Genomic DNA, 21,549 nt, shown 5'->3' with positions numbered 1-21,549 from the left:
GGCGGCCCGGTCGTTCTAGTTCTTCTTCCAGAACCGCGGCACCTTTGCGATCCGGCCCAGCGCCTTGCGGCAGGCCTTTGCACCCGCTGCGTGGCGCGCGCTGAACCAGCCGACGGCGAACCATGCGCGCGCATCGCGCGCGGTGGCTTCGCGGTAGAGCGCGAGCGCCACGGCTTCGTCGTTGAATTCGCCCAGCGCGTCCTGCGCGGGGCGCAGGCGCTTCAGGTAGCGCTCGGCGGCCGGCTTTTCCTTGTCGTCGTCCGCATCGGCGGCGAACAGCGGCGCCGCGAATTCGGCCAGGTAGCGCAGGCGCTTGAGCCGCTTGCGCGTGCGGTGCTGGTCTTCGGCCGACAGCGATTCGAAGCGGCGGCCGTCGCGCACCGCCTGCCGACGCAGCCGCTGCAGGCGCTTGCGCAGAAGGCGCCGCGCCTCGGCGGCGTCAAGCGGCACCGGCGCTGACGCGGGCTGGCCGGCAGCTTCGGCTTCGGCCTGCGGCGCAGCTTCCCCGGCGGTGGCCGCGGTGAAGCCGATCAGCGACACCAGCACCGACTGGAACGCCGGCGCGCGCACCACCTCGCCGGGCGACGGCGCCTCGGGCGCCGCATCGTCGCCAGCCAAGGGATCGAACTCCGGCGCCCCCGCATCGCGCAGTTGCGGCTGCGCCAGCCTCACGACCTGCTCGCGGTCGCGCAGCGCGCCGAGCGCGCGGAAGGCCTCGACCAGCGGCGGCTCCCATTCGCCGCCGTTGAAAAGACCGGTGCGCGGGTCGAGCCCCGCGAGTTCGCGCAGCGCGGTGCGCAGGCGCCGGATGCCGATGCGCAGCTGGTGGATCTGCTCTTCATCCGTGCTGCCCGCGGCGATCTCGCTTGCGTTGGGCAGCATCTGCGCGAGGCAGGACGCGACCACGGCCTGCTGGATGGCGCGGCCGCCCGGCTTTTCTTTCTCGTTGGCAAAGCGCGGCGCCTCGGCCTTCACGGCCGGAACTGCATCGACTTTCGCCAGCAGCCGCGCGCCGCGCTCGGCCTTGGACACGGTGCTGAACCACAGGCCGTGCTGCTGCGACCAGCGGCGCGCGAGCGCCACCAGCCCCTGCACGTCGCCGCGCTTGAGCTCGAGCTCCAGTTCGCACACGGGCGACTCGCGCTCGTCCGGCGTGCCCGCATGGGCGATGACCTTGCCGACATCGAGCGCCAGCTCCACCACGGCGGCGCCGGCGCCGGTGGTGCGCACATCGCGCGTGAGCCGCACGATGTCGGTGGACTGGCGCTCCACCAGCGGTGCGCCGCTCGCGGCCAGCACCTGGGCAAGCCGTTCGCCCACGGGCGTGCCCTGGTGGCGCTGCGGGTCGATGGCCGGCGCGCCGCCGCCGGCCGCCGCGGCGCCCAGGTCGACGTTGTGTTCGAGCCGGTGCAGCGCGTTGTCGCCGGTGGCCTTGACGGTCTGCACCCAGCGCGGCCCTTCCTTGCGCAGGCGCAGCACGATGCCCTGGGCGGCCAGCGCCTGGTCCTCGGTGTCGAAATAGCGCGCCTGCAGCCGCGTGCGCACCACGCTGCCGCGCCGCATGGCGGCCTCGACGGCTTTCAGGCGCTGTGCGGGAACATGAAACTTGAACTCGATTTCCATGCCGGCCATGATGCCCGGTCTTGTTCATCGCGCCGCCGGCTTTGCGCCTGCCGCTGCGCATCAGGAAAGAAGGAAAGGCTCGCCATGGCCACACCGCTCGATCCCACCGCCCTGCTCGCTGCGGGCGCCGCCCCATCGGCCAGGGCACTGGCCGCCGGCCAGCTGAGCGCCGCCGCGCTGTGCGAAGCCGCCATCGCCCGCATCGAGGCGCTCGACGGTGCGCTCAACGCGGTGGTGGTGCGCGACTTCGACCGCGCGCGCCGCCAGGCCGCCGAAGCCGATGCGGCCCTTGCGCGCGGCGAGCGCCGGCCGCTGCTGGGCGTGCCGATGACGGTGAAGGAGGCTTTCAACGTGGCCGGCCTGCCGACCAGCTGGGGCCTGCCGCAGTTCCGCGACTTCGTGCCGCAGCAGGACGCCGTGGCCGTGGCGCGCCTCAAGGCGGCGGGCGCGGTGATTCTCGGCAAGACCAATGTGCCGCCGGCGCTGGCCGACTGGCAGAGCGCCAATCCGGTGTACGGCCGCACGGTGCACCCGCTCGATGCCGGGCGCACGCCGGGCGGCTCGTCGGGCGGCGGCGCGGTGGCGGTGGCCACCGGCATGGTGGCGCTGGAGCTGGGCTCCGACCTCACGGGCTCGCTGCGTGTTCCCGCGAGCTTTTGCGGCGTGTACGCGCACAAGCCGAGCCACGGCCTGCTGCCGACGCGCGGCTTCGCGTTTCCGGGCACCGAGGAGGCGCTGGCCTCACTGCCCTCGGTGATCGGGCCGATCGGCCATGGCGCCGAGGATCTCTCGCTGGCGCTCGACGTGCTGGCCGGGCCCGATGCGGCCCCTTTGTCACAAGCCCGCTTCATGCTGCCGGCGGCGCGCCATGCGGCGGCCAAGGACTGGCGCGTGCTGGTGGTCACCGCGCATCCGCGGGCCGCGGTGGCGGCCGATGTGCGCGACGCGGTCGAGGGCGCCGGGCAGCGGCTGGCAAAGGCCGGCGCCTCGGTGGCCCGAGCCTCGGACCTGCTGCCCGACCTGGCCGAGATCGGCGACACCTACGGCCAGATCGTGCAGACCGTGCTCGCGCATGCCGAGCCCGGCGGCCGTTCGCCGATGCAGCTTCGCACCTGGTTCGACCTGCTGGCCACGCGCACGCGCATCCGGGCGCAGCTGCGCACGCTGTTCACGCAATTCGACGCCGTGCTGTGCCCGGCGGTGGGTTGTGCAGCCTTCGAGCACGTGGCCGAACCCGATTTCGAGAAGCGCACGCTCACTATCGACGGAAAGCCCACGCCCTATGGCACGCTGGCTGCCTGGTCCGGGCTCGCGAGCCTGGGCGGCCTGCCCGCCACGGTCGCGCCCGCGGGCTTCACGGCCGGCGGATTGCCGCTGGGCGTGCAGATCGTCGGCCCGTATTTCGAGGATCGCAGCACCCTCGCGCTGGCCGGGCTGCTGGCCAAAAGTGCCGCTTGAAAAAATAATGTGGACACCGTACATTTTCTTTGGTATCTTTTGTGGACGGTGTACACAACACACCGGCAAAGCTCCGATCCATTCTTCATCGACACAGGAAAGACAACCATGGCCAACAAGCAGATCTTCGTGAACCTCGCCGTCAAGAACCTCGACAAGTCCAAGGCATTCTTTGCCGCGCTGGGCTACACCTTCAACGAGAAGTTCACCGACGCCAACGCCGCCTGCATGGTGATCCAGGAAGGCAGCATCCACGCGATGCTGCTGGTGGAAGACTTCTTCAAGACCTTCACGAGCAAGAGCCTCGCCGACACCAGCAAGAGCACCGAGGTGCTGCTGTGCCTGTCGTGCGAAAGCCGCGCCGAGGTCGACGAGATGGTGGCCAAGGCGGTGGCCGCGGGCGGCACGGTGCCGCGCGAGCCGCAGGACTACGGCTTCATGTACGGCCACGGCTTCCAGGACCTCGACGGCCACCTGTGGGAGCTGATGTACATGGACCCGAACGCCGAAGTGACCCACCAGAACGCCTGAGGGCGCGCCGCCAAGCACGCAGAACGATGCCCATCGTTCCATATGCGCTCCTCACTGTTGCGCGGAAGGCCCCTTCCCTGAAGCGGGTGCGCCCCGATATTCCGGACAGCAGCGTTGCCGCGCATCCGGCCGCGGCACGCCCAACCGAAAGGAATACCGAGGTGTCCAGCAACAACGACAGCAGCAGCCCTATCGAGGACGGCCGCAGCCCCGTGCTGCAGGTGAGCCCGCTCGGCTTCCCGTGGCAGACGATCGACCCGTTCCTGTTCTGCGTCTATCACGACGACGCCTATCCGAAGGCCAACGCGCAGATGGGGCCTGAGGCGCCGCTCGCGGGCCGCCAGATCGGCCAGGACTTCAGCCGCAAGGACGGCTGGAGCATGTACCACGGCGACACGGTGCCGGGCTTTCCCTCGCACCCGCACCGCGGCTTCGAGACGGTGACCATCGTGCGCAAGGGGCTGGTCGACCATTCCGATTCGCTGGGCGCCACCGCACGCTTCGGCGGCGGCGACGTGCAGTGGCTCACGGCGGGCAAGGGCATCGTGCATTCGGAGATGTTTCCGCTGCTCGATGCCAACGCGCCCAATCCGCTCGAACTGTTCCAGATCTGGCTCAACCTGCCGGCCAGAAGCAAGATGGCCGAGCCGCACTTCACGATGTTCTGGTCGGAAGCCATTCCGCGCCTTGCGTCCGACGACGCGGCGGGCGGCCGCACCGAGATCGCGGTGGTCGCGGGCCGGTTCGGCGGCACGGCCGCGGGCAACGGAGAGCCGATCCGCCCGCTGCCGCCGCCGCCCGATTCATGGGCCGCGCAGGCCGATGCCGACGTCGCGATCTGGACGCTCAAGATGACGCCCGGCGCGCAATGCACGCTGCCGCCCGCCGCGGGCGAGGGCACGCGGCGCATGCTGTACTTCTTCAAGGGCGCGGAGGCGACCATCGCCGGCCGGCGCGTGGAAGGCCCGGCCGCCATCGAACTGCGCGCCGACACCGCCGTCGAGCTGTGCAACGGCGATGAAGAGCCGGGCGAATTCCTGCTGCTGCAGGGGCGCCCCATTGCCGAGCCGGTGGCGCAGTACGGTCCGTTCGTGATGAACACGCAGGCCGAGATCAGCCAGACGCTGGCCGACTACCGCCGCACGCAGTTCGGCGGCTGGCCCTGGAGCGATCCGGCGCCGGTGCATGGCCGCGATGCGGCGCGCTTTGCGCGGCACCCCGGCGGGCGCGAGGAAAAGCCGGCGACCTGAGCCGCGCGGGCAAGCGGCCTCAGAGCGCCTTGAGGATCTCGGTCGCGGGCGCGGTCATGCTCGGCACGAACTCGATCACGTGCGTGCTGGCCACGCCGTTCTGCACGAAGGGGTCGCGTGCGAGCACAGCCTCGAGCTCTGCCCGGTCGCCCGAGCGCGCGAAGATCACGCCGCCCTTGCGCGGCACCTGCCGGCCCGAGGCCAGGAACAGACCACTTTGGTAGTGCTTTCGCAGCCACGCCATGTGCCCATCCATCAACACATCGAGCTCTTCAAGCGGACGGATGTAGGTGAGCGTGACGATGAACATGGCAGGGGCGGCAAGTGGATCGGAAGGCTCCGATCGTATGGCCTGGAACGCGGCCACCGCATGACCAGAAGTAACGGTGTGATCCAGGTTTTACGGCTTTCTGATACCGTCTTTTTTGTTGCCCTCAACTGCAAAGGAGAGTCGCCCATGCCGCTTCGCTCGCCTGGCCTTTTGCCGCCCAGCTTCGTACCGCCGTACCTGCTGGACCGGCTGGCGCAACATGCCGGTGCGCATGCCAGCGCGAAGGCGGCGCAGACGCTGATGATCGACCTGCAGCACCGCGGCCTGCGCGAGGCGGTGGCCGGGCAGGGCGTGTCGTCGGGCCCCGCGCCCAGCTATGTGCGGCGCGGCTCGCCCGCGCGCGCCATCCACGACGCAGAGCACACCATGGTCCTGCCGGGGCGGCTGGTGCGTGCCGAAGGACAGGCCGCCACCGGCGACATCGCCGCCGACGAGGCCTACGACTACCTGGGCGCCACCTACCGCCTGTACCACGACATCTTCGAGCGCGATTCCATCGACGGCGCGGGCATGCCGCTCACGGGCAGCGTGCACTACGGCAACGACTACGACAACGCCTTCTGGAACGGCAGGCAGATGGTGTTCGGCGACGGCGACGGCGAGGTCATGAACCGCTTCACCATCGCGGTGGACATCATCGGCCACGAGCTCACGCACGGCGTGATCGACCACGAGTCGGGCCTGGTCTACCAGGGGCAGCCGGGCGCGCTCAACGAGTCGATCTGCGACGTGTTCGGCGCGCTGGTCAAGCAGCACCTGCTCAAGCAGACCGCGCAGCAGGCCGACTGGCTGGTGGGCGCGGGGCTCTTCACCGGCAAGGTCAAGGCGCGCGCACTGCGCTCGATGGCCGAGCCCGGCACGGCCTACGACGACCCGGTGCTCGGCAAGGACCCGCAGCCTGCCCACATGAAGGACTTTGTCGACACGCGGCAGGACAATGGCGGCGTGCACATCAATTCCGGCATTCCGAACCGCGCCTTCCATCTCGCTGCCACGGCCATCCAGGGTCCGGCATGGGAGACGGCCGGGCGCGTCTGGTACGACACGGTGTGCGACCGGCGGCTGCGCCAGGACGCCGATTTCCTGGCCTTCGCGCAGCTCAGCGTGGAAAATGCGGCCAGGCGCTTCGGCGCCGGCAGCGCGGCGCACCAGGCCGTTGGCGCTGCATGGAACACCGTGGGAGTCACACCATCATGATTCAGCTTCCGCCCCTGGACCAGGCCTCCGTCGTGCGCGTGACGCGCGAGGGCGGCGTGGCCTACGTGCCGGGCCTGTCGCGCCCGCGCAGCTACCAGCTGGGCAACTGCAGCGAGGAACTGCGCCAGCAGATCGGCGAGGCGCTGCAAAGCGCGGCGCCGCACGCGGAGCCGCGCGCAGGCCCCGGTTCGCCGGGCGGCGACCAGCGCTTCTACCGCGTGGAAGTGGTGGTGGAAAGCGCCACCTCCCATTCAGGTTCTTCGGTCAGCTTCGAGGTGCCCGAGAACGAGGCGCCCGCGTCGCTGGTGCACCTGTGGAAAGACGCGGCCGAGCGCTGAGGCTTCGTCTTCTCCGCCGAATCAGGGGCCGCCGAGCACCGCCGACGCCACCAGCCACACGTTGGCCGCGCTGATCACGCCGAACAGCCCCCAGGCCAGCAGCTTGACCAGCGTGCCGTTGGCAAAGCCGCCCATCAGCGCGCGGCTGCTCGTGAAGCGGATCAGCGGCCACATCGCGAAGGGCAGCTGGAAACTCAGCACCACCTGGCTCAGCACCAGCATCTTGCCCACGCCGCCATCGCCGAACCACCAGACCCCCAGGAACGCCGGCCCGAGCGCCAGCCCCCGCGTGATCAGGCGGCGCTGCCAGCACGGGATCTTCAGGTCGAGAAAACCTTCCATGATGATCTGGCCCGCAATGGTGCCGGTGAAGGTCGAGCTCTGGCCCGAGGCCAGCAGCGCAATGCCGAACAGCGTGGCCGCCACCGCGCTGCCCACGATGGGCTCGATGAGCCGGTAGGCGTCGTCGATCTCGGTCACTTCCACATGGCCGGTGCTGTGGAAGGCGCTGGCCGCCAGCACCATGATGGCCGCGTTGACCAGGAGCGCGAGCGAAAGCGAGAACACCGCGTCGAAGGTGCAGAAGCGCACCGCCTCGCGCCGCGCCGCATCGCTGTCGGCCACCAGCCGGGTCTGCACGATGGACGAATGCAGGTACAGGTTGTGCGGCATCACGGTGGCGCCCACCACGCCGATCGCCAGATACAGCGCGCCCGGCTGCTGCAGCCGCTCGAAGCTGGGCGCGAAGCCCATCGCCACGCCGAACCAGTTGGGCTGCGACATCGCAAGCTCCACCACGAAGCAGCCCGCGATGGTGCCCACCAGCCCGAGCACGATCGCCTCCACGCGCCGGAAGCCCGCGCCCTGCAGCCCCAGCACGAGCAGCGTGTCGAACGCCGTGATGCCGATGCCGACCGGGATCGACACGCCGAACAGCAGGTGCAATGCGAGCGCGCTGCCCAGCACCTCGGCCAGGTCGCAGGCCACGATGGCCAGCTCCGCGCCCAGCCACAGGAAGCGGTTCACGCGCGGCGAATAGTGCTCGCGGCAGGCGCGCGCCAGGTCTTTCTGCGCCACCAGGCCAAGCCGCACGCACAGCGTCTGCAGCAGCATGGCCGCGAGGCTCGCGAGCAGCACCACGAAGAGCAGGCCGTAGCCGAAGCGCGAGCCGGCCTCGATGTCGGTCGCCCAGTTGCCCGGGTCCATGTAGCCCACCGAAACCAGCAGGCCCGGCCCCGCGTAGCGCAGCAGCTTCTTGCCGAACGGCAGGTCCTGCGGGACCGCCACGCTGCCCTTGACTTCGGAGGGACAGAAGGGCGCGGTGGCCGTGCGGGGCAGGGGAAAGAACATGCGGGCGATGATAGGGTCGCGCGCGGGACCGCTGTCCCAGCGGCCGGTCTTTTAGATTCGGCGGTCCCATTCCACACATATGAAACTACGGAGCTTTTTTCCATGATCCACGTCGTCGCCGTCATCACCGCCAAGCCGGGCCAGCGCGCCAGCCTGCTCGAAGCCTTTGCCGCCAACCGCGCGGCCGTGCTGGCCGAGGAGGGCTGCATCGAATACGGCGCCACGGTCGACGCGGCGGGCGTGCCGGCATCGAAGGCCAGCTTCGGGCCCGACACCTTCGTGGTGATCGAGAAATGGGAAACGCTGGCCCACCTGCAGGCCCATGCGGTGGCACCGCACATGGCGGCCCACGGCGCGAAGACGAAGGAGCTGGTCCAGAGCAAGCTGATCCACGTGCTCGAGCCGGTCTGAAAATCGGCCTTCGCGCGCGGCGCAATGCCTGCTACCCTCGCGCCGGGATCAGGCATCCCGAGGAGGGACACGAGGCATGGCGATCTTCTTCAGACCGCGGGGTATGCGCCTGCACGCTTTCACCGCAAGGCTCTTCGCATCGGCCGCGCTGGTGCTGGCGTCTGGCTGCGCGCAGCTCGCCGCGCCACCCTATGCGGCCGACTACGAGGCGCTCGACCGGCTCGAAGCCACGCGCCCCGGCATGGTGGCGGTCGCCAAGGTGCAGCCGGCCGACCCGAACGACAGCGTCAACACCCTGCGCCTGCGCCGCGCGAAACTGCTTTCGCCCAGCGGCAGCTTCGCGCAGTACCTGGAAGACGCGCTGGCGCGCGACCTGGGAGAAATATCGGCCTACGACCCCAAGGCCCCGACCCGCATCGCGGCGCGGATTCTCGTCAACGAACTCGACCTTGGCGTGATCAACGGCAGCGGCCGCATGGAGGTGGAGGTGGTCGTGACGCGCGCGTCCGCGCAGAGGCTGCACAAGACCTACCGCGGCGAGCTCGCCTTCGACTCGAGCTACGCCAACATCGTGGCCGTGCCCGCCGGACAGGCGGCCTATCCGCGGCTGGTGCGCGCGCTGCTGCGGCAGGTGTATGCCGATCCGCAGTTCATCGCGGCGATTGCACCCTAGCCACAGCCATTGCCGGAGAAAGCCGCACCATGCCTTTTCTTTTTTCTTCTTCGGCCGCTCGCCTGTTTGCCGCTGCGGTCCTGGCGGCCTTGCTGGCCGCCTGCGCCCATCCGATCACGATGATCACGGAAACCGCGCCGCCGCGGTCGCAGGCGCGCCTCCTTCCCAAGAAGGTGGCCTACGTGATGACCGACGCCCAGCGCGACCAGCAGGTGACCACCGCCGGCGGCAGCGGCGACCGCGTGAGCTACTACCCGTACCGCGACCTCGAGAAGTCGATCCGCGATGCGCTGCGCGCGGTCTACCGCGACGTGGTCGTGCTGCGCACCGCCGGCGATGCCAAGGCCAACGAGGCGGCGGGCGTGTCGCTGGTGTTCACGCCGCAGATCAGGACCGATTCGAGCTCGTCCTCGTGGATCACCTGGCCGCCCACCTCGTTCACCGCCGAGGTGAGCTGCGTGGTGAGCGATGCCGCCGGCGCCGAGCTCACGCGGGTGCGCGCGGTCGGCAACGGCACGGCGGAGTTCGGCGAGTTCAATGGCGACTACGGGCTCGCCGCCCGCCGCGCCGCCACGCGGCTGACGTCGCAGCTCAGCAGCGAGATCCGCAGGAACGAGAAGCTGCGCTGAAACGCCCGGTGCTCGCCCATGAAAAAACGCGCCCTCGGGCGCGTTCTTGTTGTCGGAGCCGCGAAGCTTTTTACTTCGCCACGACCTTCACCATCTCCAGGCACTTGTTCGAGTAGCCCCATTCGTTGTCGTACCAGCTCACGAGCTTCACGAAGGTGCCGTCCAGCGCAATGCCGGCTTCGGCGTCGAAGATCGAGGTGCGCGGGTCGCCGCGGAAGTCGGTGGCCACCACCTTGTCCTCGGTGTAGCCCAGCACGCCCTTGAGCGCGCCTTCGCTCTGCGACTTCATCTCGGCGCAGATTTCCTTGTAGGTGGCTTCCTTCTCGAGCTCCACCGTGAGGTCGACCACCGACACGTCGGAGGTCGGCACGCGGAAGCTCATGCCCGTGAGCTTCTTGTTGAGCTCGGGAATCACCACGCCCACGGCCTTGGCAGCGCCGGTGCTCGACGGAATGATGTTTTCCAGGATGCCGCGGCCGCCGCGCCAGTCCTTGTTGCTCGGGCCGTCGACGGTCTTCTGCGTGGCGGTGGCGGCGTGCACGGTGGTCATCAGGCCGCGCTTGATGCCCCACTTGTCGTTCAGCACCTTGGCCAGTGGCGCCAGGCAGTTGGTGGTGCAGCTGGCGTTGCTGACGATGGCTTCGCCGGCGTACTTCTTGTCGTTCACGCCGTAGACGAACATGGGAGTGTCGTCCTTCGACGGCGCCGACATGATCACCTTCTTGGCGCCCGCGTCGAGGTGCTTCTGGCAGGTTTCCTTGGTGAGGAAGAGGCCGGTGGATTCGAGCACGATGTCGGCGCCGACTTCGTTCCACTTCAGCTGCGCGGGATCGCGCTCCTGCGTGAGGCGGATCTTCTTGCCGTTGACGATCAGCGTGTTGCCTTCCACCGTGACTTCGCCCTTGAAGCGGCCATGCACCGAGTCGTACTGGAGCATGTAGGCCAGGTAGTCGGGCTCGAGCAGGTCGTTGATGGCGACGATCTCGATGTCGTTCTTGAAGTTCTGCACCGCTGCGCGCAGCACGTTGCGACCGATGCGACCGAAGCCATTGATACCGAGTTTGATAGCCATCTGATTTGCTCCTAAGGTTGAAAAACTTGTGGTCGGACAGAAAGGAAAAACGCCTCGCCGGGCTCAGCCGCGCAGGGCGGCTTCGACCGTGGCGGCAACGTTCTCGGCCGTGAAGCCGAAGTGCTTGAACAGCGCCGGTGCCGGTGCCGACTCGCCGTAGCTGTCGATGCCCACGACGGCCGCGCAGCCGTACTTCCACCAGCCGCCGGTGCAGCCCATTTCCACCGCGATGCGCGGCAGCTTCTTGGGCAGCACGGCCTTCTTGTAGGCCACGTCCTGGCGGTCGAAGGTGGTGGTCGAGGGCATCGACACCACGCGCACGGCAATCTTCTTTTCGGCCAGCAGTTTCTGCGCGGCCAGCGCCAGCTGCACTTCGGAGCCGGTCGCGATGATGACGGCGGCGGTCTTCTTGCTCTTGAGGCCGACGGCTTCGGGCTCCGACAGCACGTAGGCGCCGCGGCTGATGTCGCCGAGGTCGCCCTTGGGCGCATAGGCGATGTTCTGGCGGCTCAGGAGCAGCGCCGTGGGGCGCGACTGGTTCTGCAGCGCCACGGCCCAGGCCACGGCGGTTTCGGCGGTGTCGCCCGGGCGCCAGACGTCGAGGTTGGGAATCAGGCGCAGCGAGGCGGCATGCTCGATCGACTGGTGCGTGGGGCCGTCTTCGCCCAGGCCGATGGAGTCGTGCGTGAACACGTGCACCACGCGGCGCTTCATGAGCGCGGCCATGCGGATGGCGTTGCGGCTGTAGTCGCTGAAGGTCAGGAAGGTGCCGCCGTAGGGAATGAAGCCGCCGTGCAGCGCAATGCCGTTCATGATGGCCGCCATGCCGAACTCGCGCACGCCGTAGTTGATGTGGCGGCCGATCTCGCCGTGCGGCGGCTCGACGGCTGCGCCCTGCGAGGCTTCGTCTTCCGCGCCTTGCGGGGACTGCGTCGCGATTGGTGCATTCAGCACCACGGCGCCGGTCTTGGCGTCGAAGCGCAGCGCGGCGGTGCTCTTGGTGTTGGTGAGGTTGGAGCCCGTGAGGTCGGCGCTGCCGCCGAGCATTTCGGGCAGCGCGGCGGTGAAGGCCTCGAGCGCGAGCTGGCTGGCCTTGCGGCTGGCCACGGTTTCGCCCTTGGTGTGGGCGGCGACCACGGTGTCGAACGCCACCTGGTGGAAGTTCTTCGGCAGCTCGCCCTTCATGCGGCGGGTGAACTCGGCGGCCAGGCCGGGGTAGGCCTTGGCGTAGGCGTCGAAGCGGTCGTTCCAGGCGGCTTCGGCCTTGGCGCCTTCTTCCTTGTGGTTCCAGTCGGCATACGCCTCCTGCGGCACTTCGAAGGCCGCGTACGGCCAGTTCAGCGCGGCGCGGGTGAGCGCGATTTCGTCGGCGCCCAGCGGCTCGCCATGGGCCTTGGCGGTGTTGGCGCGGTTCGGGCTGCCCTTGCCGATCTGCGTCTTGCAGATGATGAGGGTGGGCTTCGAATCTTCCTTCTTGGCCTTGGCGATGGCCTTGGACACGTCCTTGGCGTCGTTGCCGTCGATCGGGCCGATCACGTTCCAGCCGTAGGCCTTGAAGCGCTCTTCGGTGTTGTCGATGAACCAGGGCTTGACCTGGCCGTCGATGCTGATGCCGTTGTCGTCGTACAGCGCAATCAGCTTGTTCAGGTGCCAGGCGCCGGCCAGCGCGCAGGCTTCATGGCTGATGCCTTCCATCATGCAGCCGTCGCCCAGGAAGGCGTAGGTGTGGTGGTCGACGATCGCGTGGTCCTTGCGGTTGAACTCGGCCGCGAGCAGCTTCTCGGCCAGCGCAAAGCCCACGGCATTGGTGATGCCCTGGCCCAGCGGGCCGGTGGTGGTTTCCACGCCGGGGGTCACGTCGACCTCGGGGTGGCCCGCGGTCTTGCTGTGCAGCTGGCGGAAGTTCTTGAGCTCGCTGATGGGCAGGTCGTAGCCCGTGAGGTGCAGCACCGAATACAGCAGCATCGAGGCGTGGCCGTTCGACAGCACGAAGCGGTCGCGGTCGAACCAGTGCGGGTTCGCGGGGTTGTAGCGCAGGTGTTCGCCCCAGAGTGCGACGGCCATGTCGGCCATGCCCATCGGTGCGCCCGGATGGCCGGAGTTTGCTTGTTGGACGGCATCCATGGCCAGCGCGCGAATCGCGTTGGCCATCAGGGCTTGGTTTGCCATGGGCGGTGGGCTTTCGGGGAATGTGGATTAGGGGGAACCCGCGATTTTACCGGCCTCGCTCCAACCCCCTCCCGCAGCGGCCAGAACACCCCACTGATGCTCTTTGGCGACACCCGGGCTGCTAGAGTTGCCACCCATGCACGGGCTGCACCTCACCGCCGATCTCCACGACTGCCAATGCGCCATGCAATGGCTCACCGACAAGGAGGCGCTCGGCGCCGTCTGCCTCAAGGCGGCAACGGCCGCCGGGCTGCAGCCGGTGGGCAAGCTGGTCCACGGCTTTCCGGCCACGCCGCAAGGGCCGGGCGGCGTCACGGCCACCGTGCTGCTGGCCGAATCGCACCTGTGCATCCACACCTGGCCCGAACAGCGCGGCGCCACGCTCGACGTCTACGTGTGCAACTTCGGCGGCGACCATTCGGCCAAGGCGCATGCGCTGATGGAATGCCTGGTCTCTCTGTTCAAGCCCGGCCACAGCGAACGCAACGAGCTGTTGCGCGGCAAGGTGGCGGCTTGAAGCCTTCTTCTTCTGCGGTGCGGGCGATGATCCTGGCCGCCGGCCGCGGCGAGCGCATGCGGCCGCTGACCGACAGCCTGCCCAAGCCGCTGCTCGAAGTGCACGGCAAGCCGCTGATGCAGTGGCCGATGGAGGCACTGGCCGCCGGCGGCTTCACCGAACTGGTGGTCAACACCGCCTGGCTCGGCGAGAAGATCTCCAGCCGCTTCGGCCTCAATGCCTTGCTGGATGGGCATCCTGCGCTATCGATTTCATACTCCGACGAAGGCCATGACTTCGGCGAAGCGCTCGAGACGGCCGGCGGCATCGTGCGCGCCCTGCCGCAACTGGGCGAGATTTTCTGGGTGGCGGCCGGCGACGTGTTCGCGCCGGATTTCGCCTTCACGCAGGCCTCGGTGGACCGCTTCGCGGCCAGCGGCAAGCTGGCGCACCTGTGGCTGGTGCCGAACCCGGCGCACAACCTCAAGGGCGACTTCGGTCTTTCGGCCGACGGGCTCGCACTGAACCAGGCAGCCGAGAAATACACCTTCTCGACCATCGGCCTCTACCGGGCCGCACTCTTCGCGCCGCCTTACTGCGGCATCCCGGCCGGCAACCCGGCGGGCGCCAAAGCCCCGCTGGCCCCGATCCTGCGCGCCGCGATGGACAATGAACGCGTGAGCGCCGAGCTCTATGCCGGTCCCTGGACCGATGTGGGAACGCCCGAACGGCTTCTTCAACTGAACACGCCAAGATGACCTCAGAAGACAACAGGATCTACGCCGAGCGCCGCGCGCGCCTCGCCTCGCAACTGGGCAAGGACGGCATCGCCATCGTCCCGACCGCGCCCGAGCGCCAGCGCAACCGCGACAGCGACTTCCTGTTCCGGCACGACAGCTACTTCTACTACCTGACCGGCTTCACCGAACCCAACGCCTGGCTGGTGCTCGCGGGCGACGGCCGCAGCATGCTGTTCTGCGCGCCCAAGGACCTGGAGCGCGAGATCTGGGACGGCTATCGCCTGGGCCCCGACGCGGCCCCCGCGGCGCTTGGCGTGGACGAGGCCTTTTCGGTCAGCGAGCTCGACGCCCGGCTGCCGAAGCTGCTCGAGAACAAGTCGACCGTGTGGTTTCCGTTCGCGATCCACAAGGGCCTGGAAACCCGCGTCGACGGCTGGCTGCAATCGGTGCGCGCGCGCGTGCGCTACGGCGCGCTGTGCCCCGAGGAACTGCACGACCTGTGCGGCCCGCTCGACGAAATGCGCCTGGTGAAGGACGCGCACGAGCAGGACATCATGCGGCGCGCCGCGCAGATCAGCGCGCGCGCCCACGTCCGCGCGATGCAGCTGTCGGCGCGCATGCTGCGTGAAGGCAAGGACGTGCGCGAGTACCACCTCGACGCCGAGCTGCTGCACGAGTTCCGCCTGGGCGGATCGCAGTACCCGGCCTACGGCTCCATCGTGGCCGCGGGCGCCAATGCCTGCGTGCTGCACTACCGCGCCGACGCAGCGCCGGTGCGCAGCGGCGAGCTGGTGCTGATCGACGCGGGCTGCGAGCTCGACGGCTACGCCAGCGACATCACCCGCACCTTCCCCGCCAACGGCAAGTTCAGCGGGCCGCAGCGCGCGCTGTACGACCTGGTGCTGGCCAGCCAGGACGCCTCGGCCGCGGCCACCAGGGCCGGCAACCGCTTCAACGATCCGCACGATGCGGCCGTCAAGGTGCTGGCGCAGGGCATGCTCGACCTCGGCCTGCTCGATGCCAGCAAGGTGGGCAGCGTCGACGACGTGATCGACTCGCGCGCCTACTTCCAGTTCTACATGCACCGCACCGGCCACTGGCTCGGCATGGACGTGCACGACTGCGGCAGCTACGTGGAGCCCACGCAGGTGGGCGAGGTCAGCGAGCGCAAGGACCCGCTGTCCAACGAAGTCATCAAGAACCGGCCGAGCCGCATCCTGCATCCCGGCATGGTGCTGACGCTGGAGCCCGGCATCTACGTGCGCCCCGCCGAGGGCGTGCCCGAGCAGTTCCACAACATCGGCATCCGCATCGAGGACGACGCGATCGTCACGGCCACCGGCTGCGAACTCATTTCGCGCGGCGTGCCGGTGAAGGCGGACGAGATCGAGGCACTGATGCGAGCTTGACGGCGCGCTGCGACACCGGCGGCGGCGCATGCCGCGCCTGCAGGAAGTCGATGAACACCCTGAGCTTGCGCGGCATCTGCGCGCGGCTCGGGTGGTACAGGTAGAAGCCCGGAAAGGTGGGCCACCAGGGCTCGAGCAGCGGCACCATGCGGCCGCTTTCCAGGTCGCCGCGCACCATGCCTTCGAAGGCCACCATGATGCCCGCGCCGTCGCGCGCGGCGGCCAGCAGCACGTCGCCGTCGTTGCTGATCAGCGGCCCGGCCACTTCGACATCGAGCACGCGGCCGTCCTGCGCGTATTCCCAGCGATAGAGGCTGCCCGTGGTCAGGCGGTAGTTCAGGCACTGGTGCTCGCGCAGGTCCTCGGGCGTCTTCGGTGGCCTGCGCCCCGCCAGGTAGCGCGGCGACGCGAGGGTCACCATGCGCTGCGGCCCACCCACCGGCAGGGCCACCACGTCCTGCGCCAGGCTTTCGCCAAGCCGGATGCCGGCATCGAAGCCGCCTTCGACCAGTTCGATCATGCGGTTGTCGCAGACCAGCTCCAGCGTGATGTCGGGATAGGCCTCGGCAAAGTCCGCGAAGTGCGGGTTCAGCAGCAATTCGGCCGACACGCGCGCGACGTTCAGGCGCAGCAGCCCGGCCGGCTTGTCGCGCGCCTCGTCGAGGCCTTCGACCGCCTGCGCGAGCGCGGCCAGCGCCGGCTGCGCGCCCTTGAGCAATTGCTGGCCCAGCTCGGTCACGCCGACGCGCCGCGTGGTGCGGTCGAGCAGGCGCACGCCCAGCCGGGCCTCGAGCGTGCGCACGGTCTGCGACAGGGCCGAGGGCGATACGCCCAGCTCTTGCGCCGCCCGCGTGAAGCTGGCGTGGTGCGCAATGCGTGCGAAGGCGGCGATCGCGGGGAGCAGTTCGGGGGACATGCGCGGATTATGAGGACGCGCTTCCGCCGGCGGCTCGCGCCGGCGCCGCCTACCTGGCCTGCAGCAGCGCGCCGGCTTCGAGCAGCACCAGCTCGTTGTCGTCCGCCTTGTTGGGCTCGCGGCTGCTGGAGAACGGCAGGTTGTTGTCGTTGCCCACCACGATGTGCGTGGCATCGACCACGTCGACGTTCTCGATCGTGAAGAACGGGAACTTGAGCACGCCGTCGTTCAGCGGCTTGCGCGCGAGCCTGGCCGGGTCGGCGATGTTCAGCAGGTCGATGTAGCCGATCTTGCGCACCGCGCCGCCCACGTTGGCATCGCTCAGCTCGATCTTGTAGACGCGCTTGAACCTGGCGATGTCGTGGAAGCAGTCGCTGCGCTTCTGGCCTTCGGGGCAGGCCTTGTCGCTGGTGCCTTCGCCATTGTCGCGCTCGATGACCAGCGCTGTGGTCGCGTCGATCATGTTGAAGTCGCCGATGGCGTGGCCGTTGGCTTCGAGCGGGTACTTCCAGTGGCGGCCGGTCCATTTTTCAGACGCCACGTCGAACTCCAGCACGCGCAGCGCTTCCTTGCCGTCGACACGTTCGTAGTCCTTGGCCTCGGCGTTCCACACCGGGCCTTCGAGCAGCGCGTAGAGCCTGCTGCCGTCCTTCGAGGCCGCCATGCCTTCGAAGCCCTTGGAGCGCTTGACCTGGAAATCGACCGTGCCGCCCGGCGCGCCCGACGTGGTGAGCGCCGGATGGTCGGGCGAGCGCACGGCCTTGCCGTCGACCTCGGTGTCGAACACCGCGAGCACCTTGCCCTTCAGATCGGCCTTGATCAGGAAGGGGCCGAACTCCTCGCCGATCCACAACGCGCCGCCGGCAAACTGGAAGCTCTCGGGGTCGAAGTCGGAGCCGGTCAGGTAGCGCTGCTTCGTGCCTTCATGGACGATGCGGAACGGCACCTTCTTGTCCGGGTCGTGAAGGAAGATGGTGTTCAGGCGGTTGAACCTGCCGCTCTTGAAGTCCACCTTGTAGTGGTTCAGGTAGAGCATGAAGTCGGGCGAGTTGGCCTTGGCGCCGGCGCCGTTGTCGGTGAGGATCCAGAACGTGCCGTCGTCCATCTTCTTGATGCCCGAGTGGCCCTGCAGCGGCTGGCCCTTGAAGGGCAGCGAGACGCCGGTGCCGCGCCCGCCGGAGAGGCCTTCGATGGTGCCCACCGCCTCCACGCGCTTGCCCGAGGTGAACTTGCCGCTCACCTGCAGGTCGGCGGGCGCGTCCTTGGGCGCAGCGACGAAGCTTTGCGCGGGCAGCACGGCGTGGCCCGCGAGCGTGGCGGGGAAGGCGGTCTGTGCAGCGGCATGGCCGCAGGCGAGCGCGGCGGCCAGCGCGATGAAAGAAGAAATGAAAGAGGCAGGACGCGTCATTGGGAAAGAGAGGTTCCGTGTCGAAACGCGAGACCATGCCGGCCACGCGTGACGCGGCCATGACATGGCCGGCAGGCCCCTGCGGCTTCAGCCCAGCGCCGCGCCCGCGACGTGCCCGCGCGTGAACGCCTCCTCGAAGATCGAGTAGCCCGACCAGTCGGCATGCGCGAACGAAAGCCGTCCCGCGACGACGCGGCCACGGTGCGCCGCGTCCGGCGGCATGCGCTGCGCGCCGATCTGCGCGAGCAGCCCCGGCCGCGGGATCGACATGGCGTGGCCGTAGCGCGTGATCTCGATGCGCGTCGCGAGCGCAGGCAGATCGGGATGCGGCACCGAGAGTTCGGCGAGCAGGTCGTCGCGCCAGCCGGTCCAGGGGCGGTCGAGCAGCAGGCGGCGGCCGTCGGCGCCGTCATGGCGGCTCGGGCCGAGCGGGCGGTACCAGCTCAGCACGGTGCCGCGCGGCGTGGGGTCGAGCGTCTGATGGCGCGCATCGACATAGCCGAGGCCGCGCGTGCCGTGGATCACGTTGTCCCAGCTCGGCGCGGCGCCGGGGCGGTCGGCGAGCGGCCCGCGCAGGTGCACGTTGGCCACGAGCCAGGGGGCATAGCGCAGCTGCGCGGCGGCGTTCCTCAACACCTGCGGCGCGTTCTCGACCACGCGCGCGGCGATGAACACCGGCAGCGCGACGATGCAGCGCTCGGCCTGCCAGCGCACCCATGATTTGGACGCGGCGTCCCATGCGTCGACCTCGACGCCGCCGCGCAGCTCGGCAATGCGCGTGACGGCCTGGCCCGTGTGCAGGCGATCGCCGAGCGGCCCGGCCAGCCGCTTCGTGAGCCAGCCGTTGCCCTCTGGCCAGGTCAGCACGCCGTCGCGCTCGGCATTCGAATCGGCGCTGCTGCCCGACGAGCCCGGCGCGTGAAAGCCGTGCCGGCTCGCGAAGTAGTGGATGCCGGCCCAGGCCGAGACTTCCTCGATGCCCGCGCCGTAGTCGTCGCGGCAGCAGTAGTCGAGGTACCAGCGCAGCTGCGCATCGCCGAAGCCCTCGCTGTCGAGCCAGTTCGCGAAGCTCACGGCATCGAGCGCCAGCAGCTCGGGCGTGACGTCGGCCTTGAGCGTGGGAATGACGAAGTGCGCCGCATGCTGCAGCGTGTCGATGCGCTGCGCGAACTTGCGGTACTGCGCATGCGTCTCGGCGCCCACGCCGTGCACGGGCAGCAGGCCTTCCTGCCATTCGCCGCGGAAGAACAGCCGCTCCTGCGGGCTGTGGCAGAGGTGGCGCTCGTCGTATTCCCAGCGGCCCGCCACGCGCCGGCGCAGGCCGAGTTCCTCGAGCAGGTCCTGCACTTCGCGCGCATCGTCGCCGGGCGTCGGCAGGTAGTGCGCGCCGAGCGGACAGGCAATGCCGCTGACCATGCCGCCGCGCGCATTGCCGCCTGCCGCATCCTCGAGCTCGAGCAGCACGAAGTCCTCGACGCCCGCGAGCCGCAGTGCGCGCGCGGCGGCGAGGCCTGCGACACCGCCACCGGCGATCACCACGCGCGTGCGCTTGACGGTTGCCGGAGACGGGCCCTTGAGCGCGCCATCGCGCAGCGCATGGCCGCGCGCCACGTCGATGCCGGTGAAGCCGCCTTCGATGGGCGGCGGCGGGGCCTCGCAGCCGGAGAGCGCAAGGGCACCCGCCGCACCGGCCACGCCGAGGAAATCGCGCCGCTGCATGTCCGGACCTAGGGCCTGTTGACGCTATGGAAGGGGATCGCGTTGCTTCGCCAAGGGGCTGGCTGCAAGGCGCCCGGGCGCAGCAAGGCTTTGGCCTTGCAAGCGCGGGCAACGCCGCAGACGGCCCCTTGGCGAAGCAACCCGCAGGGAAGCTCGCCACAGCCCGCCCCTCGGCGTTGCGCTCCTTGTGCGTGCGCACGCACGCACGGCGTCACGCGCCTTGATGGGCGGGCTGTGGCGAGCTTCGCGACCCCTTGCATAGCGTTAACAGACCCTAGTGCGTCGTGATCACCTTGCCCCACTCCTGCTCGTAGGTGGTGACAAGGGTCTGGTTCGACAGCCGGTTCACTTCGGCCGGCACGCGCGCCATGTCGAGCGGAAAGTCGAACATCAGCGGCAAGGTGGAAGGCGAGAGAAAACGCAGGCCCGAAGGCAGCGCATCGGGCATGCGGTACGGCCGCCGGCTCGCGATGATGTAGCCCCATTCGCCGAAGCTCGGCACATGCGCGTGGTAGGGCGTCGCCTGCAGGCCGACCGATTCGATGGTTGCCGCCACGGTCCAGTAGCTCTTGCGCGCGACCAGCGGCGAAGTGGTCTGGACCACCGCGTAGCCGCTCGCCGAGAGGCGCTTCTCGAGCAGCGCATAGAAGCTGTTGGTGTAGAGCTTGCCGATCGCGAAGTTGGTGGGGTCGGGAAAGTCCACCACGATCACATCAAAAATATCCCCAGGCTGCTGCAGCCACTGGAACGCATCGGTATTGACGATCTTCACCTTCGGCGACGAGAGCGAATGGCCGTTGAGCGCCGCCAGCGTTTCGTGCGTTGTGAAAAGCTGGGTCATGTTCGGATCGAGCTCCACCAGCGTGACCGATTCGACCGAGGGATATTTCAGGATCTCGCGCACCGCCATGCCGTCGCCGCCGCCGAGCACCGCGACCTTCTTCGGTGCGCCCTGCGCAGCCATCACCGGATGGACGAGCGCCTCGTGGTAGCGGTACTCGTCGCGCTCGGCGAACTGCAGGTTGCCGTTCAGGAACAGCCGGTGCCCGAGCTGCCCGCGCGTGACCACGATGCGCTGGTAGGGCGAGGTGGCGCTGAACACGATGCGGTCCTGGTAGAACTTGTCCTCGGCCAGCGTGGTGATGTGGCCGGCCCCGGCGAAGGCGCCGACCAGCGCGGCCAGCGCCAGCAGGCAGGCCAGCGCATGCGCGCCGATGCGGCGCAGCTCATGGCGGAACAGCCACAGCGCCCACACGGCCACGGCGGCATTCATGATGCCGAACAAGAGGCCGGTGCGGATCATGCCCAGCTGCGGCACCAGGATGAGCGGAAAGGCCACCGACACCGCCAGCGCGCCGAGGTAGTCGAAGGTGAGCACCTGCGACACCAGGTTCTTGAGCTGGATGTTGCGCTTGAGGATGCGCATCACCAGCGGGATCTCGAGCCCCACGAGCGTGCCGACCACCACCACGAGCCCGTAGAGCAGCAGGCGGAACGCGCCGGGCACGTAGGCGTTCGCAAGGAAAAGAATGGCCGGCAGCGCGCCGCCGACCAGCGCCACGAGCAGTTCGATGCGCAGGAAGTGCGCCGGCAGCTGGCGCTCGAAGAAGCGCGAGAGCCATGAGCCCACGCCCATCGCGAACAGGTAGGTGCCGATGATGGTGCTGAACTGCAGCACCGAGTCGCCGAGCAGGTACGAGCTCAGCGCGGCCGCGGTCAGCTCGTAGACCAGCCCGCAGGCCGCGACCACGAACACGCTGGCCAGCAGCGCGATCTCGACCGGCTGCGGCCCGCGCGCATCGGCGGAATGCGCGGACACGGCCGCCTCC

General features: G+C 68.9%; 20 protein-coding genes. 11 read left to right on the top strand and 9 right to left on the bottom strand.

The window, feature by feature from the left end:
* Nucleotides 1-15: 15 nt before the first annotated feature.
* Entirely contained in the window at nt 16-1,632 is a 1,617-nt protein-coding gene (locus AC1DSC_RS04265) for a CYTH and CHAD domain-containing protein (protein WP_436288264.1), read from the bottom strand.
* Nucleotides 1,633-1,707: 75 nt separating this feature from the next.
* Between AC1DSC_RS04265 and AC1DSC_RS04260 the strand changes: the two genes are divergently transcribed.
* The 3 genes from AC1DSC_RS04260 to AC1DSC_RS04250 all read left to right on the top strand — a co-directional run bounded on the left by AC1DSC_RS04260 (nt 1,708) and on the right by AC1DSC_RS04250 (nt 4,862).
* Complete coding sequence (locus AC1DSC_RS04260; RefSeq protein WP_436288265.1) at nt 1,708-3,081, top strand: amidase family protein; 1,374 nt, start codon at nt 1,708-1,710, stop codon at nt 3,079-3,081.
* Nucleotides 3,082-3,189: 108 nt separating this feature from the next.
* Entirely contained in the window at nt 3,190-3,612 is a 423-nt protein-coding gene (locus AC1DSC_RS04255; RefSeq protein WP_015867988.1) for a VOC family protein, read from the top strand.
* A 77-nt stretch (nt 3,613-3,689) separates the two neighbouring features.
* A complete protein-coding gene (locus AC1DSC_RS04250) occupies nt 3,690-4,862 on the top strand; it encodes a pirin family protein (RefSeq protein ID WP_436288315.1) in 1,173 nt (390 codons plus the stop codon).
* Between the two features lie 19 nt (nt 4,863-4,881).
* Here AC1DSC_RS04250 and AC1DSC_RS04245 read toward each other — a convergent pair whose 3' ends face one another.
* Entirely contained in the window at nt 4,882-5,172 is a 291-nt protein-coding gene (locus AC1DSC_RS04245) for a YciI family protein (protein WP_015867990.1), read from the bottom strand.
* A 147-nt stretch (nt 5,173-5,319) separates the two neighbouring features.
* Here AC1DSC_RS04245 and AC1DSC_RS04240 point away from each other — a divergent pair, with 147 nt between their 5' ends.
* Both AC1DSC_RS04240 and AC1DSC_RS04235 read left to right on the top strand, forming a co-directional pair.
* Nucleotides 5,320-6,390 (top strand): M4 family metallopeptidase, encoded by a 1,071-nt coding sequence (locus AC1DSC_RS04240; RefSeq protein ID WP_062363893.1) that lies wholly within the window; start codon nt 5,320-5,322, stop codon nt 6,388-6,390.
* Nucleotides 6,387-6,728, top strand: a complete 342-nt coding sequence (locus AC1DSC_RS04235; protein WP_018903447.1) for a protealysin inhibitor emfourin — start codon at nt 6,387-6,389, stop codon at nt 6,726-6,728. The genes AC1DSC_RS04240 and AC1DSC_RS04235 overlap by 4 nt, the downstream gene beginning before the upstream one ends.
* A gap of 21 nt (nt 6,729-6,749) precedes the next feature.
* Here AC1DSC_RS04235 and AC1DSC_RS04230 read toward each other — a convergent pair whose 3' ends face one another.
* The gene (locus AC1DSC_RS04230; protein WP_436288266.1) at nt 6,750-8,078 is read right to left on the bottom strand and encodes an Nramp family divalent metal transporter; all 1,329 of its coding nucleotides are present in this window, start codon (nt 8,076-8,078) and stop codon (nt 6,750-6,752) included.
* Between the two features lie 102 nt (nt 8,079-8,180).
* Here AC1DSC_RS04230 and AC1DSC_RS04225 point away from each other — a divergent pair, with 102 nt between their 5' ends.
* From AC1DSC_RS04225 to AC1DSC_RS04215, 3 genes are all read left to right on the top strand, one after another.
* Nucleotides 8,181-8,489: a putative quinol monooxygenase gene (locus AC1DSC_RS04225; RefSeq protein WP_015867994.1), complete on the top strand. Its 309-nt coding sequence runs from the start codon at nt 8,181-8,183 to the stop codon at nt 8,487-8,489.
* Between the two features lie 103 nt (nt 8,490-8,592).
* Nucleotides 8,593-9,162, top strand: a complete 570-nt coding sequence (locus AC1DSC_RS04220; RefSeq protein ID WP_230537728.1) for a hypothetical protein — start codon at nt 8,593-8,595, stop codon at nt 9,160-9,162.
* 29 nt (nt 9,163-9,191) lie between these two features.
* A complete protein-coding gene (locus AC1DSC_RS04215) occupies nt 9,192-9,791 on the top strand; it encodes a hypothetical protein (protein ID WP_015867996.1) in 600 nt (199 codons plus the stop codon).
* A 70-nt stretch (nt 9,792-9,861) separates the two neighbouring features.
* Here AC1DSC_RS04215 and gap read toward each other — a convergent pair whose 3' ends face one another.
* Together gap and AC1DSC_RS04205 are read right to left on the bottom strand one after the other, a co-directional pair.
* On the bottom strand, nt 9,862-10,863 hold the full coding sequence (gene gap, locus AC1DSC_RS04210; RefSeq protein WP_015867997.1) for a type I glyceraldehyde-3-phosphate dehydrogenase: 1,002 nt from the start codon (nt 10,861-10,863) through the stop codon (nt 9,862-9,864).
* Between the two features lie 63 nt (nt 10,864-10,926).
* Nucleotides 10,927-13,032, bottom strand: a complete 2,106-nt coding sequence (locus AC1DSC_RS04205) for a transketolase family protein (protein WP_436288267.1) — start codon at nt 13,030-13,032, stop codon at nt 10,927-10,929.
* 136 nt (nt 13,033-13,168) lie between these two features.
* Between AC1DSC_RS04205 and speD the strand changes: the two genes are divergently transcribed.
* From speD to AC1DSC_RS04190, 3 genes are read left to right on the top strand one after another with little or no spacing between them, the layout of a single operon-like run.
* Nucleotides 13,169-13,549, top strand: a complete 381-nt coding sequence (gene speD, locus AC1DSC_RS04200) for an adenosylmethionine decarboxylase (RefSeq protein ID WP_015867999.1) — start codon at nt 13,169-13,171, stop codon at nt 13,547-13,549.
* Between the two features lie 26 nt (nt 13,550-13,575).
* Nucleotides 13,576-14,286, top strand: a complete 711-nt coding sequence (locus AC1DSC_RS04195; RefSeq protein WP_278878311.1) for a nucleotidyltransferase family protein — start codon at nt 13,576-13,578, stop codon at nt 14,284-14,286.
* The gene (locus AC1DSC_RS04190; RefSeq protein WP_436288268.1) at nt 14,283-15,677 is read left to right on the top strand and encodes an aminopeptidase P N-terminal domain-containing protein; all 1,395 of its coding nucleotides are present in this window, start codon (nt 14,283-14,285) and stop codon (nt 15,675-15,677) included. The genes AC1DSC_RS04195 and AC1DSC_RS04190 overlap by 4 nt, the downstream gene beginning before the upstream one ends.
* On the opposite strand, the gene AC1DSC_RS04185 is transcribed toward AC1DSC_RS04190, so the two are convergent.
* From AC1DSC_RS04185 to AC1DSC_RS04170, 4 genes are all read right to left on the bottom strand, one after another.
* Complete coding sequence (locus tag AC1DSC_RS04185) at nt 15,619-16,593, bottom strand: LysR family transcriptional regulator (RefSeq protein ID WP_436288269.1); 975 nt, start codon at nt 16,591-16,593, stop codon at nt 15,619-15,621. The genes AC1DSC_RS04190 and AC1DSC_RS04185 overlap by 59 nt on opposite strands.
* Before the next feature lie 49 nt (nt 16,594-16,642).
* A complete protein-coding gene (locus AC1DSC_RS04180) occupies nt 16,643-18,001 on the bottom strand; it encodes an esterase-like activity of phytase family protein (protein ID WP_436288270.1) in 1,359 nt (452 codons plus the stop codon).
* Between the two features lie 87 nt (nt 18,002-18,088).
* Nucleotides 18,089-19,720 (bottom strand): FAD-dependent oxidoreductase, encoded by a 1,632-nt coding sequence (locus AC1DSC_RS04175; protein WP_436288271.1) that lies wholly within the window; start codon nt 19,718-19,720, stop codon nt 18,089-18,091.
* Nucleotides 19,721-19,994: 274 nt separating this feature from the next.
* Nucleotides 19,995-21,539 carry a polyamine aminopropyltransferase gene (locus tag AC1DSC_RS04170; protein WP_062363873.1) on the bottom strand — a complete coding sequence of 515 codons (1,545 nt, stop codon included), beginning with the start codon at nt 21,537-21,539 and terminating at the stop codon, nt 19,995-19,997.
* Nucleotides 21,540-21,549: the final 10 nt, after the last annotated feature.

It is taken from the genome of Variovorax sp. 01N425 (assembly GCF_056399465.1).
The sequence above is the reverse complement of the archived record's forward strand: the minus strand, read 5'-3'. Positions and strand labels throughout refer to the sequence as shown.

Coding starts and splice junctions, on each gene's coding strand:
- AC1DSC_RS04175 (WP_436288271.1), bottom strand. CDS start 19,720: ATGCAGCGGCGCGATTTCCTCGGCGTGGCCGGTGCGGCGGGTGCCCTT.
- AC1DSC_RS04265 (WP_436288264.1), bottom strand. CDS start 1,632: ATGGCCGGCATGGAAATCGAGTTCAAGTTTCATGTTCCCGCACAGCGC.
- AC1DSC_RS04255 (WP_015867988.1), top strand. CDS start 3,190: ATGGCCAACAAGCAGATCTTCGTGAACCTCGCCGTCAAGAACCTCGAC.
- AC1DSC_RS04195 (WP_278878311.1), top strand. CDS start 13,576: ATGATCCTGGCCGCCGGCCGCGGCGAGCGCATGCGGCCGCTGACCGAC.
- AC1DSC_RS04230 (WP_436288266.1), bottom strand. CDS start 8,078: ATGTTCTTTCCCCTGCCCCGCACGGCCACCGCGCCCTTCTGTCCCTCC.
- AC1DSC_RS04245 (WP_015867990.1), bottom strand. CDS start 5,172: ATGTTCATCGTCACGCTCACCTACATCCGTCCGCTTGAAGAGCTCGAT.
- AC1DSC_RS04180 (WP_436288270.1), bottom strand. CDS start 18,001: ATGACGCGTCCTGCCTCTTTCATTTCTTCTTTCATCGCGCTGGCCGCC.
- AC1DSC_RS04215 (WP_015867996.1), top strand. CDS start 9,192: ATGCCTTTTCTTTTTTCTTCTTCGGCCGCTCGCCTGTTTGCCGCTGCG.
- AC1DSC_RS04260 (WP_436288265.1), top strand. CDS start 1,708: ATGGCCACACCGCTCGATCCCACCGCCCTGCTCGCTGCGGGCGCCGCC.
- AC1DSC_RS04220 (WP_230537728.1), top strand. CDS start 8,593: ATGCGCCTGCACGCTTTCACCGCAAGGCTCTTCGCATCGGCCGCGCTG.
- speD (WP_015867999.1), top strand. CDS start 13,169: ATGCACGGGCTGCACCTCACCGCCGATCTCCACGACTGCCAATGCGCC.
- AC1DSC_RS04205 (WP_436288267.1), bottom strand. CDS start 13,032: ATGGCAAACCAAGCCCTGATGGCCAACGCGATTCGCGCGCTGGCCATG.
- AC1DSC_RS04185 (WP_436288269.1), bottom strand. CDS start 16,593: ATGTCCCCCGAACTGCTCCCCGCGATCGCCGCCTTCGCACGCATTGCG.
- AC1DSC_RS04190 (WP_436288268.1), top strand. CDS start 14,283: ATGACCTCAGAAGACAACAGGATCTACGCCGAGCGCCGCGCGCGCCTC.
- AC1DSC_RS04240 (WP_062363893.1), top strand. CDS start 5,320: ATGCCGCTTCGCTCGCCTGGCCTTTTGCCGCCCAGCTTCGTACCGCCG.
- gap (WP_015867997.1), bottom strand. CDS start 10,863: ATGGCTATCAAACTCGGTATCAATGGCTTCGGTCGCATCGGTCGCAAC.
- AC1DSC_RS04225 (WP_015867994.1), top strand. CDS start 8,181: ATGATCCACGTCGTCGCCGTCATCACCGCCAAGCCGGGCCAGCGCGCC.
- AC1DSC_RS04235 (WP_018903447.1), top strand. CDS start 6,387: ATGATTCAGCTTCCGCCCCTGGACCAGGCCTCCGTCGTGCGCGTGACG.